18 protein-coding genes are annotated in these 20,943 nt (G+C 67.8%); 5 read left to right on the plus strand and 13 right to left on the minus strand.

Features of this window, described 5'->3' with window-relative positions; genetic code table 11:
- Positions 1–41: 41 nt before the first annotated feature.
- Complete coding sequence (locus tag C1927_RS07395; RefSeq protein WP_079221303.1) at positions 42–569, plus strand: hypothetical protein; 528 nt, start codon at positions 42–44, stop codon at positions 567–569.
- A gap of 145 nt (positions 570–714) precedes the next feature.
- The gene (gene rlmKL, locus C1927_RS07400; protein ID WP_108746317.1) at positions 715–2,853 is read left to right on the plus strand and encodes a bifunctional 23S rRNA (guanine(2069)-N(7))-methyltransferase RlmK/23S rRNA (guanine(2445)-N(2))-methyltransferase RlmL; all 2,139 of its coding nucleotides are present in this window, start codon (positions 715–717) and stop codon (positions 2,851–2,853) included.
- Between the two features lie 65 nt (positions 2,854–2,918).
- Here the strand turns inward: rlmKL and C1927_RS07405 are convergent, their stop codons facing one another.
- The 9 genes from C1927_RS07405 to C1927_RS07445 form a co-directional block, all read right to left on the minus strand.
- Positions 2,919–3,251: a hypothetical protein gene (locus C1927_RS07405; RefSeq protein WP_254051548.1), complete on the minus strand. Its 333-nt coding sequence runs from the start codon at positions 3,249–3,251 to the stop codon at positions 2,919–2,921.
- Between the two features lie 202 nt (positions 3,252–3,453).
- Positions 3,454–3,783, minus strand: a complete 330-nt coding sequence (locus C1927_RS07410; RefSeq protein ID WP_079221306.1) for a DUF3325 domain-containing protein — start codon at positions 3,781–3,783, stop codon at positions 3,454–3,456.
- A complete protein-coding gene (locus tag C1927_RS07415) occupies positions 3,780–5,417 on the minus strand; it encodes a PepSY-associated TM helix domain-containing protein (protein WP_079221307.1) in 1,638 nt (545 codons plus the stop codon). Before C1927_RS07415 ends, C1927_RS07410 begins: the two co-directional genes overlap by 4 nt.
- Positions 5,414–5,734 carry a DUF3649 domain-containing protein gene (locus C1927_RS07420; protein WP_079221308.1) on the minus strand — a complete coding sequence of 107 codons (321 nt, stop codon included), beginning with the start codon at positions 5,732–5,734 and terminating at the stop codon, positions 5,414–5,416. The genes C1927_RS07415 and C1927_RS07420 overlap by 4 nt, the downstream gene beginning before the upstream one ends.
- A 108-nt stretch (positions 5,735–5,842) precedes the next feature.
- Positions 5,843–8,041, minus strand: a complete 2,199-nt coding sequence (locus C1927_RS07425) for a TonB-dependent siderophore receptor (RefSeq protein WP_108746319.1) — start codon at positions 8,039–8,041, stop codon at positions 5,843–5,845.
- A 261-nt stretch (positions 8,042–8,302) separates the two neighbouring features.
- Positions 8,303–8,686, minus strand: a complete 384-nt coding sequence (locus C1927_RS07430) for a DUF4124 domain-containing protein (RefSeq protein ID WP_159095319.1) — start codon at positions 8,684–8,686, stop codon at positions 8,303–8,305.
- A 385-nt stretch (positions 8,687–9,071) separates the two neighbouring features.
- The gene (locus C1927_RS07435; protein WP_108746321.1) at positions 9,072–10,358 is read right to left on the minus strand and encodes a DUF445 family protein; all 1,287 of its coding nucleotides are present in this window, start codon (positions 10,356–10,358) and stop codon (positions 9,072–9,074) included.
- Positions 10,359–10,470: 112 nt separating this feature from the next.
- Positions 10,471–11,349 carry a plasmid replication/partition related protein gene (locus C1927_RS07440; protein WP_079221312.1) on the minus strand — a complete coding sequence of 293 codons (879 nt, stop codon included), beginning with the start codon at positions 11,347–11,349 and terminating at the stop codon, positions 10,471–10,473.
- Between the two features lie 63 nt (positions 11,350–11,412).
- Positions 11,413–12,765, minus strand: a complete 1,353-nt coding sequence (locus C1927_RS07445) for an aspartate aminotransferase family protein (RefSeq protein ID WP_079221313.1) — start codon at positions 12,763–12,765, stop codon at positions 11,413–11,415.
- Positions 12,766–12,893: 128 nt separating this feature from the next.
- Here C1927_RS07445 and C1927_RS07450 point away from each other — a divergent pair, with 128 nt between their 5' ends.
- The gene (locus C1927_RS07450) at positions 12,894–14,390 is read left to right on the plus strand and encodes an aldehyde dehydrogenase (protein WP_079221314.1); all 1,497 of its coding nucleotides are present in this window, start codon (positions 12,894–12,896) and stop codon (positions 14,388–14,390) included.
- Positions 14,391–14,600: 210 nt separating this feature from the next.
- Here the strand turns inward: C1927_RS07450 and C1927_RS07455 are convergent, their stop codons facing one another.
- Positions 14,601–15,239 carry a hypothetical protein gene (locus C1927_RS07455; RefSeq protein WP_108746322.1) on the minus strand — a complete coding sequence of 213 codons (639 nt, stop codon included), beginning with the start codon at positions 15,237–15,239 and terminating at the stop codon, positions 14,601–14,603.
- 145 nt (positions 15,240–15,384) lie between these two features.
- On the opposite strand from C1927_RS07455, the gene C1927_RS07460 reads away from it, so the two are divergent.
- Positions 15,385–16,683: an MFS transporter gene (locus tag C1927_RS07460; RefSeq protein WP_079221316.1), complete on the plus strand. Its 1,299-nt coding sequence runs from the start codon at positions 15,385–15,387 to the stop codon at positions 16,681–16,683.
- Here C1927_RS07460 and C1927_RS07465 read toward each other — a convergent pair.
- Positions 16,664–17,125, minus strand: a complete 462-nt coding sequence (locus tag C1927_RS07465; protein ID WP_079221317.1) for a bacteriohemerythrin — start codon at positions 17,123–17,125, stop codon at positions 16,664–16,666. The genes C1927_RS07460 and C1927_RS07465 overlap by 20 nt on opposite strands.
- A 71-nt stretch (positions 17,126–17,196) precedes the next feature.
- Complete coding sequence (locus C1927_RS07470) at positions 17,197–18,549, minus strand: diguanylate cyclase (RefSeq protein WP_108746323.1); 1,353 nt, start codon at positions 18,547–18,549, stop codon at positions 17,197–17,199.
- A 203-nt stretch (positions 18,550–18,752) separates the two neighbouring features.
- On the opposite strand from C1927_RS07470, the gene C1927_RS07475 reads away from it, so the two are divergent.
- A complete protein-coding gene (locus C1927_RS07475) occupies positions 18,753–19,142 on the plus strand; it encodes a hypothetical protein (RefSeq protein ID WP_254051549.1) in 390 nt (129 codons plus the stop codon).
- Between the two features lie 53 nt (positions 19,143–19,195).
- Here C1927_RS07475 and C1927_RS07480 read toward each other — a convergent pair whose 3' ends face one another.
- Positions 19,196–20,836, minus strand: a complete 1,641-nt coding sequence (locus tag C1927_RS07480) for an MASE1 domain-containing protein (RefSeq protein WP_108746325.1) — start codon at positions 20,834–20,836, stop codon at positions 19,196–19,198.
- Positions 20,837–20,943 lie beyond the last annotated feature (107 nt).

Here is a 20,943-nt window from a genome sequence, read left to right on the forward strand (position 1 = left end):
CCTTCCCGATCGACGTTGAACCGCTCCCTGGGAGCGCATGCATGAGCCGCGGCCACTGCATCCTGTCCCACGGCTTCGAGAGCGGCCCGGAGGCCACCAAGGTCACCGCACTGGCCGAAGTCGCGCAGCGCCTGGGCTGGACCCATGAGCGCCCCGACTACACCGACCTGGACGCGATGAGCGAGATCAGCCGCGTCGGCGACGTGCGCACCCGCCTGCAGCGGCTGGTCGAGCGCGCTGCCGCTGCCGCCGCGCAGGGGCCGGTGGTGCTCGCCGGGTCCAGCCTGGGGGCCTACATTTCCGGCATCGCCTCGCTGCAGGTGCCGGTGGCCGGCCTGTTCCTGATGGTGCCGCCCACCACCATGGGCCCGATGCCGGCGCTGGACGCCGCCGCCGTGCCGACCACCGTGGTCCAGGCCTGGCATGACGAAGTGGTGCCTGCCGCCGGGGTCATCGCCTGGGCGCAGGCGCGCTCGGCACAGCTGCTGCTGGTGGACGACGGCCACCGCCTGGAACGCCATGTGGAGGCCTCCGCGCAGGCCTTCGAGCGCCTGCTGCGCCAGCTGTGAAGCCCGGGCGCACGGCGCGCCCGCCCGCTTTGTCTACAATGGCAGCCCCGCCGCCCCCGGCGCGGGCCTGCCGGCCGTGACTACGGCCCTCCTTTCCGACTGGCCCGGCACCCATGCCGCGCCCGACCACCTGCGAACCGATCCCGTGAAATTCTTCGTCTCCTGCGCCAAGGGCCTGGAATACCTGCTTGCCGATGAACTGTCGGCCCTGGGCCTTGGCAAGGCCACCGCCACCATTGCCGGCGTCAATGCCGACGGCGAGCTGGAGCAGGCACTGCGGATCGTGATGTGGTCGCGCCTGGCCAGCCGCGTGCTGTGGCCGATCGACGAATTCGAGTGCCCGGACGAGCAGGCCCTGTACGACGGCGTGCGTGCCCTGCCGTGGCACGAGCACATCAAGCCGGAAATGACCCTGGCGGTGGACGCGCACGTGTCCGGCGACAAGATCACCCATGCCCGCTTCGCGGCGCAGCGGATCAAGGACGCCATCGTCGACCGCATGCGTGACGAGGGCCTGGAACGCCCCTCGGTCAACACCGACCTGCCCGACGTGCGCGTGAACCTGTCGCTGCGCAAGGGCCGTGCCTCGCTGTCGATCGACCTTGGCGGTGGCCCGCTGCACCGCCGTGGCTGGCGCGGTGCCGCCCACGAGGCGCCGCTGAAGGAAAACCTGGCCGCCGCGCTGCTGATGCGCGCGCAGTGGCCGCGCCTGCACGCCGCCGGTGGTGGCCTGCTGGACCCGATGTGCGGCAGCGGCACGCTGCTGATCGAAGGCGCGCTGATGGCCGCCGACGTCGCCCCGGGCCTGATGCGCCACGGCAGCCTGCCGCCGAGCCGCTGGCTGGGCTTCGACAAGGCCGCCTGGAAGGCGATCCAGAGCGAAGCACGTGATCGCGAAGCCGCTGGCCTTGCCGCGCTGAAGCCGGTCATCCACGGCAGCGACATCGACCCGACCGCGATCCAGGCCGCCCGCGAGAACGCGGAAGTGGCCGGCGTGGCCCACGCCATCCGCTTCACCAGCGCCGACGTGGCCGACCTGGCCGCGCCGGAACAGGAGATCGGTGCGGTGGTCTGCAACCCGCCGTACGACGAGCGCCTGGCCGCCGATCCGGCGCTGTACCGCGCGCTGGGCAATGCCCTGCAGAAGGCCGTGCCGCAGTGGCGCGCCAGCCTGCTGTGCGGCAACGATGAACTGGCCTTCGCCACCGGCCTGCGCGCGGGCAAGAAGTACCAGATGTTCAACGGCGCGCTGGAGTGCGCGCTGATCGTCTGCGACCCGATCGCCGTGCCGGGCCGCGATCCGGCGCAGCCGCGCGAGCTGAGCGAAGGCGCGCAGATGGTGGCCAACCGCCTGCGCAAGAACCTGAAGAAGTTCAAGAGCTGGCGCGCGCGCGAGGACATCACCTGCTTCCGCGCCTACGATGCCGACCTGCCGGAATATGCGGCGGCCATCGACGTCTATGAAGAAGACGGTGGCCAGCGCCGCACCTTCCTGCACGTGCAGGAATACGCCGCGCCGGCCGCGATCCCGGAAAACGACGTGCGCCGCCGCCGCAACGAACTGCTGGCGGCCGCGCGTGAAGTGTTCGGCGTGCCGCCGGAGCAGGTCTCGATGAAGTCGCGCGAGCGCGGCAAGGGCGGCAGCAAGTACGGCCGCTTCGAACAGCGCGACGAATTCATCGTGGTGCGCGAAAACAACGCGCTGCTGCAGGTGAACCTGTTCGATTACCTCGACACCGGCCTGTTCCTCGACCACCGCCCGTTGCGCCGGATGATGGCCGAGCAGGTACGTGGCAAGCGCTTCCTCAACCTGTTCTGCTACACCGGCGTGGCCAGCGTGCAGGCGGCGGTGGCCGGTGCGGCCAGCACCACCAGCGTCGACCTGTCGGCCACCTACCTGCAGTGGTGCTACGACAACCTGGCGTTGAACGGGCAGGGCGGCAACCAGCATCTGCTGGTGCAGGCCGATGCGATGGCGTGGCTGGAAGGCGACCGCGGCCAGTACGACGTGATCTTCTGCGATCCGCCGACGTTCTCGAACTCGGCCCGCGCCGACGACTTCGACGTACAGCGCGAGCAGCTGAAGATGCTGCGTGCCGCCGTGGCGCGCCTGGCGCCGGGCGGCGTGCTGTACTTCTCCAACAACTTCCGCCGCTTCAAGCTGGAAGAGAACGCCATCGCCGAGTTCGCCCAGTGCCGCGAGATCACCGCACGCACCATCGGCCCGGACTTCGAGCGCAACGCCCGCATCCACCGCGCGTGGGAGTTGAAGCGGCTGGGCTGACCGGTAGCGCCGGGCCATGCCCGGCGTGCGCGGAGCTGGTAGATCCACGCCATGCGTGGATGGCCCTACAACACCAGCAACCGACCCGGGGCATGGGCCAACGGCCAATGCCCCTGTTCGTACAGCGCGATCACCGGTTCCCAGTGCGCCGGCAGGCCGAGGTGTACTTCCAGCAATCGCTGCCGCGCGGCGAACATCGCCGTATCGCGCGCAACCAGATGCAGGTCATGTGCACCGCAGCGCAGGGCCGGCAGATCGAAGGCGGACAGCACGCGCATCAGGGTGCGGTTGAGTTCGCGGCGGGGTTCGGCCAGCTCGGCGGGGCGCGGCAGTGCGCCATGGAACGGATCCGGGTCGCCCAACACGCTGGGCATCCACTCGAAGTCATCAGTCTCCATGGTCTGCAGCGCTTCGGCCAATGACCCAACGGACGCAACCCCCGCAGTCGCGGGCAGTGTCTCGCCCAGGCGGGAAAAGAAGCGGATTCCAGCGATCCGTTGCAGCAGCGCAGTTGATTCCATGCAGGGAATTGTAGGCCGGCATCGTGCATGGGGTCAGAGCCCTTGCGCCGTGCGCAAGGGATCCGACCCCGCGACCCGGTTACAGCAACGCCACGACCAGCCCGGCTACCGGCAGCACAACCGCCAGCGGTGCGATCCACGCCGGGCGGTACGGGTACAGGCCGAACGCCAGCGGCACGCCGGCCAGGGTCAGCGCACCCAGCCACAGCACCGGACCCATCGCCCAACCGTGGTCGACCACGCACAGCGCGAACGCGACCGTCAGCAGGGCCCAGCCCAGCACGCGCCACTGCGTGCGCCGTGCCGGCGTGGCCGCCGCCTTGCCATGCAGGTCCTGCTGGTGCTTTTCCATCGCCAGCGACAGCGCGGTGAACGCGGAGAAGGACAGTGTCAGGGCCAGCAGCATCATGCGCTGGCCTCCGCTTCGGTTGCCGCAGGCGCAGCCGATGGCTTGGCTGCTGCAGCGGCGGCAGCCGCGCGCTTCTTCTTCTCGGCCGCGCTCAGCGGCGGCGTCCAGCGCTGCATGCGCCAGCCGCACATCGCCAGCATTGCGCCGAAGGCCAGCATCGACAGGTCAAAGCCGGCCAGCACCCAGTCACCGTTGACCAGCGTCACGCCCAGGTGCGCGTGGGTGGTCAGGGCATTGACCACCGGCACCAGCGCGAACGCGGCCGCGCCGATATACAACTGCCACGCCCACATCATCCGCTTGGGCCAGAGGAAGGCGGCCAGCAGGGCCGCGCCCCAGGCGTAGAAGAACACGTTGGCCTCGGCGTTCGAGCGCTCGGCCATCTCCAGCGGCAGCAGGCGGTTGCCCCAGAAGTACGCGGCAAACGCGATCGGCAGGCCGGCCACGGCACCGATGTTGAGCGCATCCACCAGGCGCAGGCCGAAACCGATGCGCCCGCTCTTGGCATGCTTGGGCCGTTCCTTCACCGCCCACAGCACCACGCCGCTGGCCACCATCAGGCAGCCGGTCAGGCCGGACAGGAAGAACAACGCGCGCAGGCCCCAATCGGCGAAGCGGGCCAGGTGCAGGCCGTACATCACGCCGCGGGTCGCGGTGGCGCCGCCGGAGGGCGGGCTCTCTTCCAGCAGGGCGCCGCTGGCCATGTCATAGCGCAGCGCCGGGGTGTCGGTGGACAGGCGCTTGCCGTCGCGCTGCCGGATGTCGATGACCGCGTTGGCGGCGCCCGGGTTGGTCACGGTGAAGCCGGCCACCTCCACGCCCTTCCAGTGCGCGCGCGCGCTGTCCAGCAGCTGCGCAATCGGCAGCGGCGCCGCGCGGCCCTCGGCCGGTGCGCTCACTTCGGGCATGCCACCGAAGGCCTCGGCAAAGAACTTGTCCTCGTCCTGCGGGTAGGCCACTTTCACGCCCCACGGCAGGTACATGATCATCAGGGTGACGATGCCGGTGTAGGTGATCATCGCGTGGTAGGGCAGGGCCATCACCGCGCTGACGTTGTGGAAATCCAGCCACGAACGCAGGCCCTTGTCCTTGCGGAAGGTGAAGAAGTCCTTGAAGATTTTCTTGTGGGTGATGACACCGGTGATGATCGCCACCAGCATGAACATCGCGCAGAAGCCCACCAGGTAGCGTGCCCAGTACACCGGGATGTAGTGCAGGTCGAAATGCAGGCGGTAGAAGAAGTCACCGCCACGGGTGTCGCGCGCCTTCAGTTCGCCGCCGGTGTTGGGGTCCAGGGTGGCATCGCCGAACGCACCGCGACGGCCCTTGGAGGGGTCGGCCTGGTCGGCCGGTACGCGCCAGAACGTGCTCATGGCCGGGTTGCGCGGCTGCGGCAGCGTCACGTACCACATCTCGGCATTGCCGGCCTTGTCCTGCAGGAAGTCGATCGCGCGCTGCGCGGCCACGTCGGTGCTGACCTTGGCGCTGGGCAGCTCCGGGCGCATCCAGCGGCTGATCTCTTCGCGGTAGTAGCTGGCGGTGCCGGCCATGAAGATCAGCAGCAGCAGCCAGCCGACCAGCAGGCCGGTCCAGGTGTGCAGCCAGGCCATTGATTGGCGGAATCCGTTCTTCATGCCCAGGCCCCCAGCAGGCGCGATGCGGCAGCCAGCAGCAGGGTGGGGCAGAGGATGCCGACCCAGGCGCGCAGCGCACTGCGGGTGGCGAAGGCCCACAGTGCAGCGCAGGCGGCCACCACGATGGCCAGCAGCATGCCGGTCAGCACGGCCTGGCCACGCGCGGCGGGCAGGGCCATGGCACAGAACACGCTGGTCATCGAGGCCAGCGCGTAGCCACCGAAGATCGCGGCCAGGGAACGGGACAGCACTCCCCAGCGTTCGCTGGCAAAGAAGGTGCTGAGGCGGGAGCTGGCAAGTTCGGGCGAGCGGTCCACGGCGGTCCTGCAGGTTCGTAGGAAGAAAGGCCGGCGCACCGAAGTGCGCCGGGGGTGGCCATCCGTGGCCGGGCGCCGGTCGCAGAACCGGCGCCATCCATCAGGGCATCAGAGCTTCCAGCGCAGCGTCACGCTGACGTTGCGCGGTTCACCCCAGTACACGCCGTTGTAGAAACCGACGTTGTTGTAATACTTCTTGTCCAGCAGGTTGCTGATGTTGAGCTGGGCGCTGAAGTTCTCGTTGAAGCGGTAGCCGCCGGCCAGGTTCAGCAGGTAGAACGCGTCCTGGGTGATGTCGGCCCTGCTGCCATCGGCCTTGGTGCTGGTGCGCCAGATGCGGCTCTGCCAGGTGGCACCGCCGCCCAGCCAGAAGCGGCCATCAATGCCGCCCGGGCGCCAGCTGGCGTTGAGGCGGAAGGTGTCCTGCGGGGTAGGGGTGTTCTGCAGCACACCGGCCTGGCTGCGGCTGACGGCATGGGCGAAGCCGGTCGACAGGTTCCAGCTTTCACCCAGGCTGCCCTGTGCTTCCACTTCCCAGCCGTGCACCTTGTTGCCCTTGCCGGTGGAGCGGTAGGCCTGGGTGCCGTCCGGAAGCGAATTCGGCGGCACCGAATCATCGACCTCGGCCACGTTGTCCTTCTCGCCTTCGAAGATCGCCGCCGAGGCGTTCAGCAGGCCGCCGAAGAACTCGGCCTTCAGGCCGCCTTCGTACATCTTGCCGACCACCGGCTCCAGGTAGCTGCCGTTCCTGTCGCGATAGTTCTGCGGCGAAAAGATGTCGGTGTAGCTGGCATACGCGCTGAGCACGCGGTTGAAGTCGTACACCACGCCGGCGTACGGCGTGGTCTGGTCCTTGGGCTTGTAGCCGGTACGCGTGGTCCCCGTGCGGTTGCCGCTGCTGTCGTAGCTGTAGCGCCAGGTCTTGGTTTCCCAGTTGCCGTAGCGGACGCCGGCCACGACCAGCAGCGGGTCGGCCAGGCGCAGGCGGGTGGCCACGTAGGCCGCCTGCTGGCGCAGCTCATCCTGCGAACCGAGGTAGCCCGGGCGGGTCACCGACAGCGGCGCGACATCGCCGGTCCAGTGGCGCCAGTCGGGAACCTGGGCGTAACTGGCGGGGTACGGATCGATGGAGGCCGAGGGATACTCGCCCTTGCGAACCGACTGGCCTGCGCCGAACACCACTTCCTGGGTGTGGCCGAACAGGTCGAAGCTGCCGGTGGCGTTGACGTCCACCACATCCATCGTGCTGTCTTCCACGAAGTTGCCGATGTAGGCGAGCACGCCGGTGCCATCGGCACGCGGGTAGCCCTGCGCGCCATACCAGACCGCGCCATCGGTGTTGCGCTTGGCACGGCTGATCGCGGCCTTCACTGACCAGTGGCTGCCCAGCTGCTGTTCCAACCGCGCGAAGGTGGTCTTTTCCACGATCGGCCAGCTGCTCCAGGACGCAGACAGGTTGGTCGAGCGCGGCAGGTTGGCCGGCGTCCCATCCGGGCCCCAGTACGGCACCACGCCCCAGGTCACGCCGGTGGTGTGCGGCGACTGATACTCATAGCCCACTTCGAACAGCGTGCTGTCGGTCAGGTCGGCCTGGACGATGCCGTAGAACACATCCTTGTCGAGCTTGTAGACATCGCGGAACGAATCGCTCTGCTGCTTGGCGGCGACCACGCGCGCGCGGATGCGGCCGTCCCAGGCGATCGGGCCGCCCAGGTCGGCTTCCAGGCGCTGGTTGCCCCAGCGGCCCAGCGTCAGGTTGGCGCCCATCTGGAACGTGTCGGTGGGGCGCTTGCGCACCATGCTGATGGTGCCCGAGGGATCGCCGGCACCGGTGGTCAGGCCGGTGGCACCGCGGATCACTTCGATGCGCTCGTAGATCACGTTGTCGGTATTGGTCTTGATCGACCCACCGAAGGTATTGAGCATGCCGTCGATCTGGAAATTGGTGATGTTGTAGCCGCGCGACACATAGTTGATGCGCTCGCTGTCGGTGACTGCCACGTGCACGCCGGTCACCTGGCCCATCACATCGGACAGCGAGAACAGGCCCATGTCATCCAGCCGCTGGCGGGTGATGACGGTGACCGACTGCGGCGTCTCGCGCAGCGACAGGTCCAGCTTGGTCGCGCTGCGGGTGTTCTTCACCGTGTAGCCGTTCTGGATCTCGCCGTCGGCGGTCACCTTCACCGTGTCCAGCGTGCGCGCATCGGCAGCGGACGGTGCATCGGCGTGGGCCAGCGGGGCACACAACAGCGTGGCCAGGGCCAGCGCCAAGGGTGAAACGGCGGGGATGTTCGATCGGGCCATACAGTGCGATTCCATGCAGGAGAAAAACATCAGCGATGGAATCCATGCGTGCGGGCGCCTGCGCGGAATCGCGCGACCCGAGGCATCTCCCATCGCCACGCGCTGACGGCCTGGACCGTCGGCGCACGAGGAGCCGGGGATGTACACGGGCGGAAGCGCGGTGGGGGCGCCAGGTGGCTGAGCGTACAACCGATCGGTAAATGATAGGCATTCGCATTTCGTTAATCAAGCGTGGCCTGGCCGGGGCAGGTGCCCCAGCCTTCAGCGCGATGCGCAGGCGCGGGTGACCTCGTCGTTGAGTTGCCGTTGCGGCGTGCGCGTGCCGAACCACTCGGCCATTTCCCGGCGCGTGCGGGCCTTGTCGCAGGCCTCGGCGTTGCTGGCGGCCTCGATCACGGCGCCAGTGCCCTGCGGCGCACTGCGGCCAGCATTGGCCTGCAGCTGGCGACGCGCATCGCGCAGCTCGCGGTCCACCCGTTCCGATTCCTGCCAGCTCAGCTTGGGATCACGCACGATCGGCCGCGTCACGCCCGTGTCCTGCCCACTCGGGCACGGCACGGTCTGGTAGACGGTACGGCCACCGTCGTTGCACTTGTACACACGCTGCGCGCACGCATCAGCGGCCGCCGCCAGCAGCGGCAGCAACACCCATATCCTTCGCATGGATCCCCCCACGGGCCACCCTGGCCCGCATGGCGCGGGAGCATAAGGAGTGTGACCCCGGTCGCGCAACAACGGGATCCGGCCCCGTGCCGACCAACGGTCGGGACCCACCAACCATCCGGCCCCGTGCCGACCAACGGTCGGCACCCACCATCAGCAGCAGGTTCCAACAGCTCGCGGGAAACTGTCGAAGGCGGGGTGGGTCCGGTTGAGGGGGTGTGAGCGGCATGGATGCCGCGACCAAGCCCCCAGGGATGGGTTTACGGCGTCCCCCTCAACCGGACCCACCCCGCCAACCCACGGAATGCAGGCTTTTGACGTTGACGTTGCCTCTGCGGGTGCAGGGCGCAGCCCTGCCAAGCAATCATCAGAACCTGAACACCACCGTCGCCGCATGCAGCAGCAGCCCGATCAACCCACCCACCAGCGTGCCGTTGAACCGGATGAACTGCAGGTCACGCCCCACGCTCAGCTCCAGCTGCTCCACCAGGTGCCGCTCGTCCCAGCCCTTCACCGTCTGCGCGATATGCGTGGTCACGCCCTCGCGCAGGCGCTCGGTCAGTCGTTGCGCGCCCTCCAGAAGATGCTGGTTGAGGGCATCGCGCAGCGCCGGATCGGCCTGCAGCGTCGCACCCAGCGACGCCAGGCTGCGCTGCAGGTGGCCGACCAGCGCCGAATCCTCGCGCTGCAGGTCAGCGCGCAGGCTGGCATGGATGCGCGCCCACAGCCCCTGCACGTACTCCTGCAGGGCCGGGTGGTCGATCATTTCCTGCTTCAGCTGCTCGATGCGTTCGGCCAGCGCCGGGTCTTCGCGCAGGCGCTGCACGTAGTTGCCCAACCAGGTCTCGTAATCCTGCCGCAACGGATGCTGCGGTTCGGCCAGCACCTGCTGCAGTTCCTCCAGCACCGCCCGCGCCAGCCGCGCGGCCAGGCTGTCACCGATCTCGTCGATCGGCTTCACCCAGTTCACCGTGCTCGACAGCGTCGGCCACTCGCGCTGGATGTAGCGCACGATCAACTGCGAGGCGCGCTCCTTCACTTCCGGCTGCTCGAGCCAGCGGCCCAGCCGCTGCAGGCCCTCGTCCAGCACGCGCTGGTGGCGGCCATCGGCGGTCAGCAGGGCCAGCAGTTCGCCGGCGGTGGACGCTGCATTCCACTGCCGCAACTGCTGTACCACGAAACTATGCAGCTGCCGGCGCACGGCGCCTTCGTCGAAGAAATCCAATGCCTGCAACGCCCAGCCGCGTGCCATGTCGGCCAGCATGCGCGAACGCGCCGGATCGGCCAGCCAGCTGCCGAGGCGGCTGGCCGGATCGAACACCTGCAGCTTGGCCAGCAGCACGCCGGGCTCGAGGAACTGGTCACGCACGAACACGGCCAGGCTGTCGCCGATGCGTTCCTTGCTGCGCGGGATGATCGCGGTATGCGGAATGGGCAGGCCCATCGGCCGCCGGAACAGCGCCACCACCGCGAACCAGTCGGCCAGCGCGCCGACCGCAGCGGCCTCGCAGAAGGCCGACACCCAGGCCCAGGCGCCGCGTTCGCCTTGCCAGTGGCTGACCGCAAACCCGGCCAGCATCAACACCAGCAGGCCGAGGGCAATGGCTTTCAGGCGGCGCAGCTGCGCGCGGCGCGGATCGATGGCAGACGTCATGGGGAGAGTCTAACCGGCACCGCATGAGCGTCCGGTAGTGCCGGCCGCTGGCCGGCATTCCATGGGCGGTGAAGCCGTATCGGCGTTGCCGGCCAGCGGCCGGCACTACCGGTTACTGGGTTTCGAGCTGCCTGCGCAGCGCGGCCAGCTGCGCGCGCAGGGTGTCATTCTCGCGGGTCAGGGCCACCACGCGGCGACGCAGCGCCGGGGCGTCCTCGCCCAGCTGCTCCAGTGCGGACAGCACCTCGGCATCGCGGCTGGCGACCTCATCCTCGCTCGGCTCCTCGAAATCCATCTCGGCAGCTTCAGGCTTGGGTGCGCGCGGCTTGCGCTTGGAATCGCGCACGCGCTTGGCGGCCTGCTTCAGTTCATCCTTGCCACCGGCGGCAGCCGCACGCTGCTCTTCTTCCGGCAGGTCGGCCACGGCGGCGGCGGCGCTGATCGAGATCACGCCGGCCTTCACCGCTTCCACCACCTCGGCCGCGGCCTGGGCGTGGATACGCTCGATCATGCCCACCTGGCTGGTGCTCAGCTTGGCTTCGCGGGCCAGTTCGGCGCGGCTGACCTTCGGTGCCGGTTCCCACGGCGGGCTGTCTTCGCCCGCGTCGTCGGCCGGATCGGCGGTACCGTCGCTCTCACGCTGCAGCTGCGCCTGTTCCACCTGCTTGCGCGCAGACAGGATGTCGCGCTTGCGCAGGGCCAGCACGCCGCGCTGGAAGTCGGAGACGCTGCGGCGGCCCAGGTGCTGCTCGATCATCCACAGGTGCACGTCTTCCATGCTCTGGAAGCGGGTGTTCTGCACGGTGTTGAAGGGCAGGCCGTGCTTCTGGCAGATGCCGAAGCGGTTGTGGCCGTCCACCAGCACATCGCCCCACAGCACCAGCGCATCGCGGCAGCCCTCGGCCAGGATGCTGCGCTCCAGCGCGTCGTGTTCGTCCGCGGTCAGCGGGTCGATGTAGGCCTTCAGTTCTTCTTTGACGACGATGTCCATGGGCACGGCAACAGTCAGGAGCGGAACCGACCATTGTACCCGCTCGCCGCTGCCGGCCCGGCCTCAGGCGGTGGCCCGGATCATCTCGCCCAGGGTGCCGGTGATCTGGTCGATCTGTGCCTTGTCCACGATCAGCGGCGGCGACAGGGCAATGATGTCACCGGTGCAGCGCACCAGCAGCCGCCCGTCGTGGAAGCAGCGCCGGTACACCTCGTAGCCACGGGCACCGGCGGCATCCCTGCGCGGCGCCAGCTCGACCGCGCCGACCAGGCCGAAGTTGCGGATGTCCACCACGTTGGAAAGCCCCTGCAGGGCATGCAGGCGCTCCTGCCAGTACTCGCCCAGCTCGATGGCGCGCTCGAACAAGCGTTCTTCGGCGTGGATGTCCAGGGTGGCCAGGGCCGCCGCGCAGGCCAGCGGGTGGCCGGAATAGGTATAGCCATGGAACAGCTCGATGGCCTGCGCCGGGCCCTGCATGAAGCTGGCATGCACGGCATCACCCACCAGCACCCCGCCCAGCGGCACGGCGCCGTTGCTGACGCCCTTGGCGAAGGTCAGCAGGTCCGGGGTGACCCCGAAGCGCTGTGCGGCGAAGGGCATGCCCACCCGGCCGAAGCCGGTGATGACCTCGTCGAACACCAGCAGGATGCCGTGCTGGTCGCAGATCTCGCGCAGCCGCTGCAGGTAGCCGGGAGCGGGCAGGATCACCCCGGCCGAGCCGGCCACCGGCTCGACGAACACGGCGGCAATGGTCGACGCATCGTGCAGGGCGATCAGCCGCTCGAGGTCGTCGGCCAGCTCGGCGCCGTGGCGCGGCAGGCCCTTGCTGAACGCGTTGCGCTCCAGGTCCAGGGTGTGGCGCAGGAAGTCCACGCCGCCCAGCTGCAGGCCGAACTGCCTGCGGTTGTTGGGCAACCCGCCCAGCGCCATGCCGCCGAAACCCACCCCGTGGTAGGCCTTCTCGCGGCTGATGAAGCGGGTCCGCTGGCCCTCGCCACGCAGGCGATGGTGGGCCAGCACGATCTTCATCGCGGTATCCACCGCCTCCGAGCCGGAGCTGGTGAAAAACACATGGTTGAGCCCGGCCGGGGCCAGTGCGGCCAGCCGCTGGGCCAGGGCAAAAGCCGGTGGTGAGCCCATCTGGAAGGCAGGCGAATAATCCAGGGTGGCCGCCTGTTCGGCGATGGCCTGGACGATGCGCGGGCGCGCGTGGCCGGCGTTGCAGCACCACAGGCCGGCGGCGCCGTCGAGGATGCTGCGCCCGTCGATGTCCTCGTAGTGCATGCCCTCGGCGCGCACCAGCATGCGGGGGGCGCCCTTGTACTGGCGGTTGGCGGTGAACGGCATCCAGTACGCGTCCAGTGAATCGGGACGCTGGGTGGCCAGCGCATGCGGGTCGATCGCGGGGTTCTTCATGCCGCCTCCGTCGGTTCCGATGCAGCGACTGTAGCGCAGCCGCGTCATCGCGGTGACAGTGCCGCAGGAGGACGGCCGCATCACGGCCGCGGCGGTATAAACGGGGCAATTGCTGCCTGGAGCCGGACATGGCTGACTTCCCCGACCGCACCCACTGGCAGGCGCTGGCTGGCCAGCTGGCCATTCCCACGCAGGCCTTCATCGATGGCCGCTACGTGGACGCGGCCAGCGGCGCCCGTTTCGACTGCATCAGTCCCATTGATGGCCGCGTGCTCGGCCAGGTGGCCGACTGCGATGCGCAGGACGTGGAGCGCGCGGTGGCAGGGGCGCGTCGTGCCTTCGATGCCGGCCACTGGTCGCAGGCCAGCCCGGCGCAGCGCAAGCGCGTGCTGCTGGCACTGGCCGCGCTGGTGGAACACCATGCCGATGAACTGGCCCTGCTGGAAACCCTGGACATGGGCAAGCCGGTGCGCGATGCGCGGCGCGTCGACCTGCCCGGCGTGGTGCGTTGCCTGCGCTGGACCGCCGAGGCAGTGGACAAGCTGTATGGCGATATCGCGCCGACCGGCCCGCACGAACTGGGCCTGGTCAGTCGCGAGCCGGCTGGCGTGGTGGCGGCCATCGTGCCGTGGAATTTCCCGCTGCTGATGGCCTGCTGGAAGATTGCGCCGGCGCTGGCGATGGGCAATTCGGTGGTGCTCAAGCCGTCGGAGCGCTCACCGCTGAGCGCGCTGCGGCTGGCGGCACTGGCCGCCGAAGCCGGATTGCCCGACGGCGTGCTCAACGTGCTGCCCGGGCAGGGCATGTATGTGGGCGAACCGCTGGCGTTGCACATGGACGTGGACGTGCTGGCCTTCACCGGCTCCACCGCCACCGGCGCCAGGCTGCTGCAGTACGCCGGCCGTTCCAACCTGAAGCGGGTGTGGCTCGAGTGCGGCGGCAAGAGCCCGCACCTGGTGTTCGCCGATGCGCCGGATCTGGATGCGGCAGCCAAGGGCGTGGCGCAGGGCATCTTCTTCAACCAGGGCGAGGTCTGCACGGCCGGTTCGCGGCTGCTGGTGGAGCGTTCGATCCGTGACGATTTCGTACACCAGGTGGTGGCCTATGGCCGGCGCATGCAACCGCGCCATCCGCTGGACGCCGATGCGCCGATGGGGGCGCTGGTCGATGCCGCGCACATGGACAAGGTGTTGGCCGATATTGCCCGCGCCGAAGGCGACGGCGCACGCCTGCTGCTGGGCGGGCAGCGCGCCGAGGTGGAAGCGGGTGGCTGCTATGTGCAGCCCACCGTGTTCGACCAGGTGCGGCCGGAGCAGGCGCTGGCCCGCGAAGAAGTGTTCGGACCGGTGCTGGCGGTGCTTGGCTTTGACAGCGAAGCCGAGGCGGTGCGGTTGGCCAACGACAGCCGATACGGGCTGGCGGCCGGCCTGTGGACGCGCGACCTGGGCCGCGCGCACCGCGTATCGCGGCAGCTGCGCGCGGGCAGCGTGTGGGTGAACGGCTGGGATGGCGGTGACATGACCGCGCCGTTTGGTGGCTACAAGCAGTCGGGCAATGGTCGCGACAAATCGCTGCACGCGTTCGACAAGTACAGCGAGATCAAGGCGACCTGGATCCAGTTGTAGCGTCGCGCCGCCGGGCATGGCCCGGCGCTGCCGGCTTCCTGTAGAGCCGAAGGCAGCGGCAGGAGCCGCTGCCAACGTCGCCCATGGCGACGGCCCGGAGGGTGCCGGTCAGGACGACCGGCATAGCCATGCTCGGCTGCCGTTCGATCTTCTGTAGAGCCGAGCCATGCTCGGCTGCGCTGCTCGAAAGGCAGTCGAGCAAGCTCGACTCTACGGGCACCGCGCGCTCACCACCAGCACCGCATCACGCAGCGCCTGCCGGTCCATCTCCTCCACCGCACCCTGGAAATAGTCCATGTCCTGCTTCCCCAGCTGGCAAGGGTCGACGATATACCCCGGCGGCCACAGGCCCAGCAGCTGTGCCACGCCGTGCACGATCTGCTCGGGCGTCATCGTCCTGCGGATGCGGAAGTAGTTCCGTCGCGGCGCAAAGGCCGGGTGCACCTCGCGGCGGCCGGTCAGGCGTGGCGCCACGCCCGCCGCCGTGATGCCATCACCGCCATCGATGCTGCCGGCCGGCAGGCCCAGCAGGAGAGGTGCCTGTGTCGGCGTGCTGCCGCTTTCCACATCTGCCGGCGGCAGCGGTACAGGCGCAAGCCGCCGCGCGGGGCGGGCAGGCGTCGGTGCCGCCGATACCTCGGTGGGCACGCCGCGCGGCGAGGGCGGCTGCAGCAACGCCGGCAGCCAACGCAGGCTGATCCGTTCATCATTGCCGGGCGCCGTGCCGGGATGGCTGCCCTGCCACAGCCACGCGCCCAGCAGGGCATGCAGCAGCACCACGAACAGGCAGGCCACCGTGCGCGGCAGCTGCGGTGAGTCGGACCAGCGCAACGCAACCACAGGGGCCATCGGCAAGCATCCATGCAGGGACCGGTGGCGCAGCGTAACCATTGCACGGAAAAATTCCGTTGGCATCGGTGTCGCCTGTAACCATCGTCCCGTCCGGCCGCCCGCGCGTGGCAGAATCGGTCGATCCACCTTCCACGCCTTGCCGATGTCCTCGATCACCGCTGCTGCGCCGCCCGTGAATTCCCCCAGCCGTGTCCTGCTGGCCAGCCTCATCGGCACCACCATCGAGTTCTTCGATTTCTACATCTACGCCACCGCGGCGGTGCTGGTGTTCCCGCACCTGTTCTTCCCGGAAAGCAGCGACAAGGCGGCCCTGCTGCAATCGCTGGCGACGTTCGCGGTGGCCTTCATCGCGCGCCCGGTGGGCTCGGCGGTATTCGGCCACTTCGGCGACCGCATCGGCCGCAAGGCCACGCTGGTGGCGGCGCTGCTGACCATGGGCCTGTCCACCGTGGCCATCGGCCTGCTGCCCACGCATGCGCAGATCGGGCTGTGGGCGCCGGCACTGCTGGCACTGTGCCGCTTCGGGCAGGGGCTGGGCCTGGGTGGGGAATGGGGTGGGGCGGTGCTGCTGGCCACCGAGAACGCGCCGCCGGGCAAGCGCGCCTGGTACGGCATGTTCCCGCAGCTGGGCGCGCCGTTGGGCTTCCTGCTGTCGGCCGGCATCTTCCTGCTGCTGGGCCGCTGCCTGGGCCAGCAGGATTTCCTGCAGTGGGGCTGGCGCATTCCGTTCGTGGCCAGCGCACTGCTGGTCGGCCTGGGCCTGTGGGTGCGCCTGAACATCCACGAGACCCCCGATTTCCAGCAGGCGCTGGAGCGCAAGGCACCGGTGCGGTTGCCGATGTGGACGGTGCTGCGTGACCACTGGCTGCCCATGCTGCTGGGCACGCTGGGTGCGTTCGCCACCTTCGTGCTGTTCTACCTGATGACGGTGTTCAGCCTGGGCCACGGTACGGCAGTGCTGGGCTACAGCCGCGAGCAGTTCCTGCTGATGCAGATGGGCGCGATGCTGTTCTTCGCGGCGGGCATCCCGCTGTCGGCGCGCTACGGCGACCGCTGGGGCACACGCCGCACGATGGTGTTCGCCAGCCTGCTGATTCTCGGCTTCGGCGTGCTGTTCGCGCCGCTGTTCCAGGCGCACAGCCCATGGCTGGTGTTTACCTTCCTGTGCCTGGGCCTGTTCCTGATGGGCCTGACCTACGGCCCGTGCGGGACCTTCCTGGCCGAGATCTACCCGGTGGAAGTGCGCTACACCGGCGCCTCACTGTCGTTCAATCTGGCCGGCATCCTGGGCGCGGCCCCGGCGCCTTACCTGGCCACGTGGCTGGCCGAACGCTTCGGCCTGGTCGCGGTCGGCTACTACCTGTGCCTGACCGCGGTGGCCACGTTGTGCGCACTGCTGGCGCTGCAGCGGCGCGCCCAGCTCAACCAAAGACACGCTTGAGCGTACGGCCCAGCCAGCCGCCGCTCTGGTGCTCGCGTGCGAACTGGTTCAGGTGCGCCTTGACCTGCTCGGCGTAGGCCTGGTCATCGCCGCGGATATGGTTGAACAGCCAGCGCGAGAGCATCGTCCGCAGCTCGTCGGTGATGTCCTCGCCGGCCTTGAAGCGCAGCCGGTACTCGGCCACGCGCTTGATGAAGATTTCATGCACGCGCTTGTGCGCGGCACAGAACGGGTAGCCCGCTTCCTCCATCAACTCTTCCTCGAACGCGAAGTGGGACATGGTGTAGTCCACCACTTCGTCGATCACCTCGGCCACCACCGCCGTCTGCAGCCCGGCCTGCGCCACGTGCAGATGGTTGAGCATCTCCACGATGCGCCGATGTTGCTGATCGATCACATCGATGCCGATGTTCAGATCGTCCTGCCATACCAGTAGTGCCATCCCCGGCTCCCCTTCATTTTCATGTCGGGGCCGACTGTAGGGCGGCCGCGCTCAGGCGGCGTTGATCTGGATCAAAGCGCGCCGGCCATCGCCGCTTCGCGTGGGCGCAGCGGGCTGGCCACGGTGGTGCAGCTGACCCGGTTGCGGCCGGCGGCCTTGGCCAGGTAGAGCTGGCGGTCGGCTTCGGAGATCAGCCGGTGCAGCGCATCGCGCTGCGGGCGCAGGCAGCACAGGCCGATGCTGACGGTCATGCGCAGGGTGGCGGTGCCGATGTCCACTTCCAGCGCGGCGATGCGCTGGCGCAGCTCCTCGAAGTAGACGATGGCTTCATCCTGCTCCATCTCCGGCACCAGCAGGCAGAACTCTTCGCCGCCGAAGCGTGCGATCAGGTCCTGGCTGCGTGCGTGGTCACCCACCGCACGTGCCACCGCGCGCAGCGCATCGTCGCCGGCCTCATGGCCATGGGTGTCGTTGATGTGCTTGAAGTGGTCGATGTCGATCATCGCCACCGCCACGCACTGGCCATGCAGCTGCAGCTGCGGCAGCTGGCGCTGGCTCTGCTCCAGGAAGCAGCGGCGGTTGGGCAGGCCGGTGAGGAAATCGCGGGTGGCCAGGTCCTGCAGGGTGCCGATCAGCTCCAGCTGGTCGACGTTCTGCGACACGCGGCAGAAGAACTCCTCGCGCGAAAAAGGTTTCCGCAGGAAATCGTTGGCGCCGTTCTTCAGGAAGCGCGGGATCAGCGAGGCGTCGGTGTTGCCGGAGATGCCGATCACCGCCACCTTGTCGCGCGAACGCAGGGTACGCAGGCGGCGGGTGAATTCCACGCCCTGCATGCCCGGCATTTCCTGGTCGACCACGGCCAGGCGGATCGCCGGGTGTGCCTCGATGGCCGCAAGGCCTTCGGCGCCGTCGGCGGCCTCGAACACTTCATGGCCGTACATGCGCAGCAGTGCGGCGGCGTAGCCGCGGGCCGACGGTGAATCATCCACCACCAGCGCGGCGATGCGACGGTTGCGTTCGAGCCGCTGCACCAGCCACACCAGGTAGTCGACGCTGCCGGGCGTGTTCTTCAGCACGTAATCGATGATCTGCTGCTGCAGCACGCGCTTGCGCAGGTCTTCGTCGTACACGCTGCTGACCACCACGGTGGGCAGGTCGCGCTTGAGGAAGAACTCGACGACCGCATCGCGGTCACCGTCGGCCAGCACCAGCCCGGTCAGGACCAGGAACCAGCCGCCTTCGTCGCTCAGCAGGCGGCCCGCCTCGGCCAGGGTGGAGGCCACCACCACCGGCAGTTCCAGGCGCTGTTCAATGGCTTCGCGCAGCATTCCAGTGAACGCGCGTGAGTTCTCCACCAGCAGGATCCGCTGCGGAAGGGGGTCGGCCAGGTCGCCATCGACAACGACCTGCGGGAGGACGGGCATGGTGCGGAGGCTCACGTGAGGGAGGGGCGCTCGGGATGGATAGCGGCGGTTGCGGAAGAAACTTTAGGGAAATGGGGTGCAAGTTTCCGTCAGGTGCCATACGCCTGCCGCGAAGCGGTTAGTATCGCGCTGAGGTTCCCGACATCAACTTCGACCTGGAGGTCATTGTGCGATTCCTACGTTCTGGTGCAGCTAGTGGAATCATGTTGCTTGCCGTAGCGCCCGCTTATGCTGGAGGCCCGTCGGATTTTCACGGAAAGCCGCTGGCGACTGCCGGGCTGGGACAGTCCGCGCCGCTGGCTGTCAACCTGAGTCAGGATCCGGCGTGGTTGCTGTATGGATTCCAGCGCGACGGTGTCATGTACCTGCAGGTCAATGACCTGACGGGGAACGTGCAGTTGATCATCGGCAACGCCGGTGGCACCTACTTCGTGCTTCCCGCTGGGAGCAATTCGGCGAAGGTGTCGCTGCCCGAACAGCGTATCGGCGTGCCCGCCGGAGCCGTTCGCTCGCAGATCTACCAGTCAAGCGACTTCTCGCTGGTCCGTTACCGGAGTGGCGATGAGGTGGTCTGGTCGGTGGAAGCTCCATGAGCTTCAGATGATTCAGGCGGGGCGGCGCCGGACTTCACGGCGCCGCCCTGTTTTCAGGCCCGGGTCTGAGAGTGTTCCCCGTCGAAGGAGGCACTACGATCTGCCGGATGAAACGAAGGAAGAGGCGCCGGTGCTCCTGTCTCGATCAACGCAATTCTGATCCGGTTGCGTTGCGACTGCACCGAGCCGCCATACGCCATCGCGCGGCCCGCCAAACGTTCGATGGCCGCCTCGCGGGTTTCCGCTGACAACGCGCGGTAGCCGTCCAGCAGTGCGACGGACATCAGTATGCCGCGACGTGAGCCGACACCGCCGCACCGCGCACGAACCTGGATCTGTCCGGTTTCATGGTTGAGCAGCAACGAAACCGCGTCATTGAGAGCGCGGTAGGCGGCCAGCTGCAGGCCAGTGCTGAGCTGGCAAGGGTCACCGAGAAGGCGCGGACGCAGGACTCGATTGCTCAGGTCCCAGGCTTCGCGAACGCCGCCTGCCTGAAGGGCAACGTATAGACCCAGATGTTCCAGCGCTGCGGGATACACCATGCTTGTCTGTTCGCGGAACTGTCGTGAATGGACCGAAGCCATGTGTAACAGGCTGTTTGCGACAGTTGGATGTCCCTGCGCGCTCAGCCAGTTCGCGACTTCATCAAGCGAGGTATCAATCCCATCGCCCAACTTCCTGAGGTGTCGTGCACGTTCGCGAAGGTCCAGCTCGCTTGCGACAAGAGAATTGCGCGCGTGCTTGAGCGCATCTCGTTCGCCGACTTCACCCAGCCGGGAACGGTGATAGTAATGGGAGATGCGCGATCCCAGCACCAGCAATGCAACACCGGTGGTGGCCATGACCTGCTGGGTTGCGAAAGCGGCTGAATCAAAGGCGCCGGTGTAAGGGCCGGGAGTGGAAAGCCCAATGATCAGGTTGAGGGATGGAACGCCGATGGCAGCACCACGCCAGCCATACAGGCAGGTCATCACCACCACGGGTATCACCATCATCAACTGCATGGACGTTTTGGCATTCACCTCGTCCAATGGCAGCTGTGCCGCGTAGAGTCCCAGCACGGTCATCACGGTAAGCGCCGCCCCTGCCTGAAGGGCGAAGCCCCGTGTCCAAGCAGGATGTGTGCTTCGGCGTATCCACAGCAGTGCCAGAGGCGCGAGAGTGAGGATGCCGATGAAATCGCCGACCACAAGACGTGCGATGCTCGCCAGTACGGGCATCGCCGGAGGCACCGGCCATAGCAGGTGTGCCAGCACCAGGTTGAGTGACGTGACCGCTACGGCACATGAGGCGGCAACGGAGATAAGCCACGTGTTCCTGCTGGAGGTCATGAACTTTCTGTGCAGATGCACGATCAGCATGACGGCGGGCATCAGCAAGGTCGAGCCCAGCACTACCCAGGCCGGTCCATACTTATCGATCATGGGCACGCGCATCTGCGCGAAATAGGCGTACTCGCCCAGCAGCAGATAAGGCCATAGCCGCGGGGGGCAAAGAAGAACCGCCGCGACGCGGACCCCCGCAGGAAGGTAGAACTGGTCAAGGGAAAGCTGCCGTGCGCCCCAGCATGCAATCGCATACAGCGCAGCCAGGGCAAGACCTGCCGGATGGATGCGCAACTTCAACTGCAGGCCTTCATTCCACCAGTTCAATCGTACTTCCCCTTCCTGTCTACGTACCCTGTCAGCTTCCATTCGCCGCGGGCCCCGGTTGGACCGACGGTATCGGCAGGCGTCCGAATATGCAATCGCCGCACGCCTGAATTCCACAAGTGAGAAAGTCATCACACCAATGGTGTGAT

The sequence above is a fragment of the Stenotrophomonas sp. ZAC14D1_NAIMI4_1 genome, assembly GCF_003086775.1.
Classification (GTDB): domain Bacteria; phylum Pseudomonadota; class Gammaproteobacteria; order Xanthomonadales; family Xanthomonadaceae; genus Stenotrophomonas.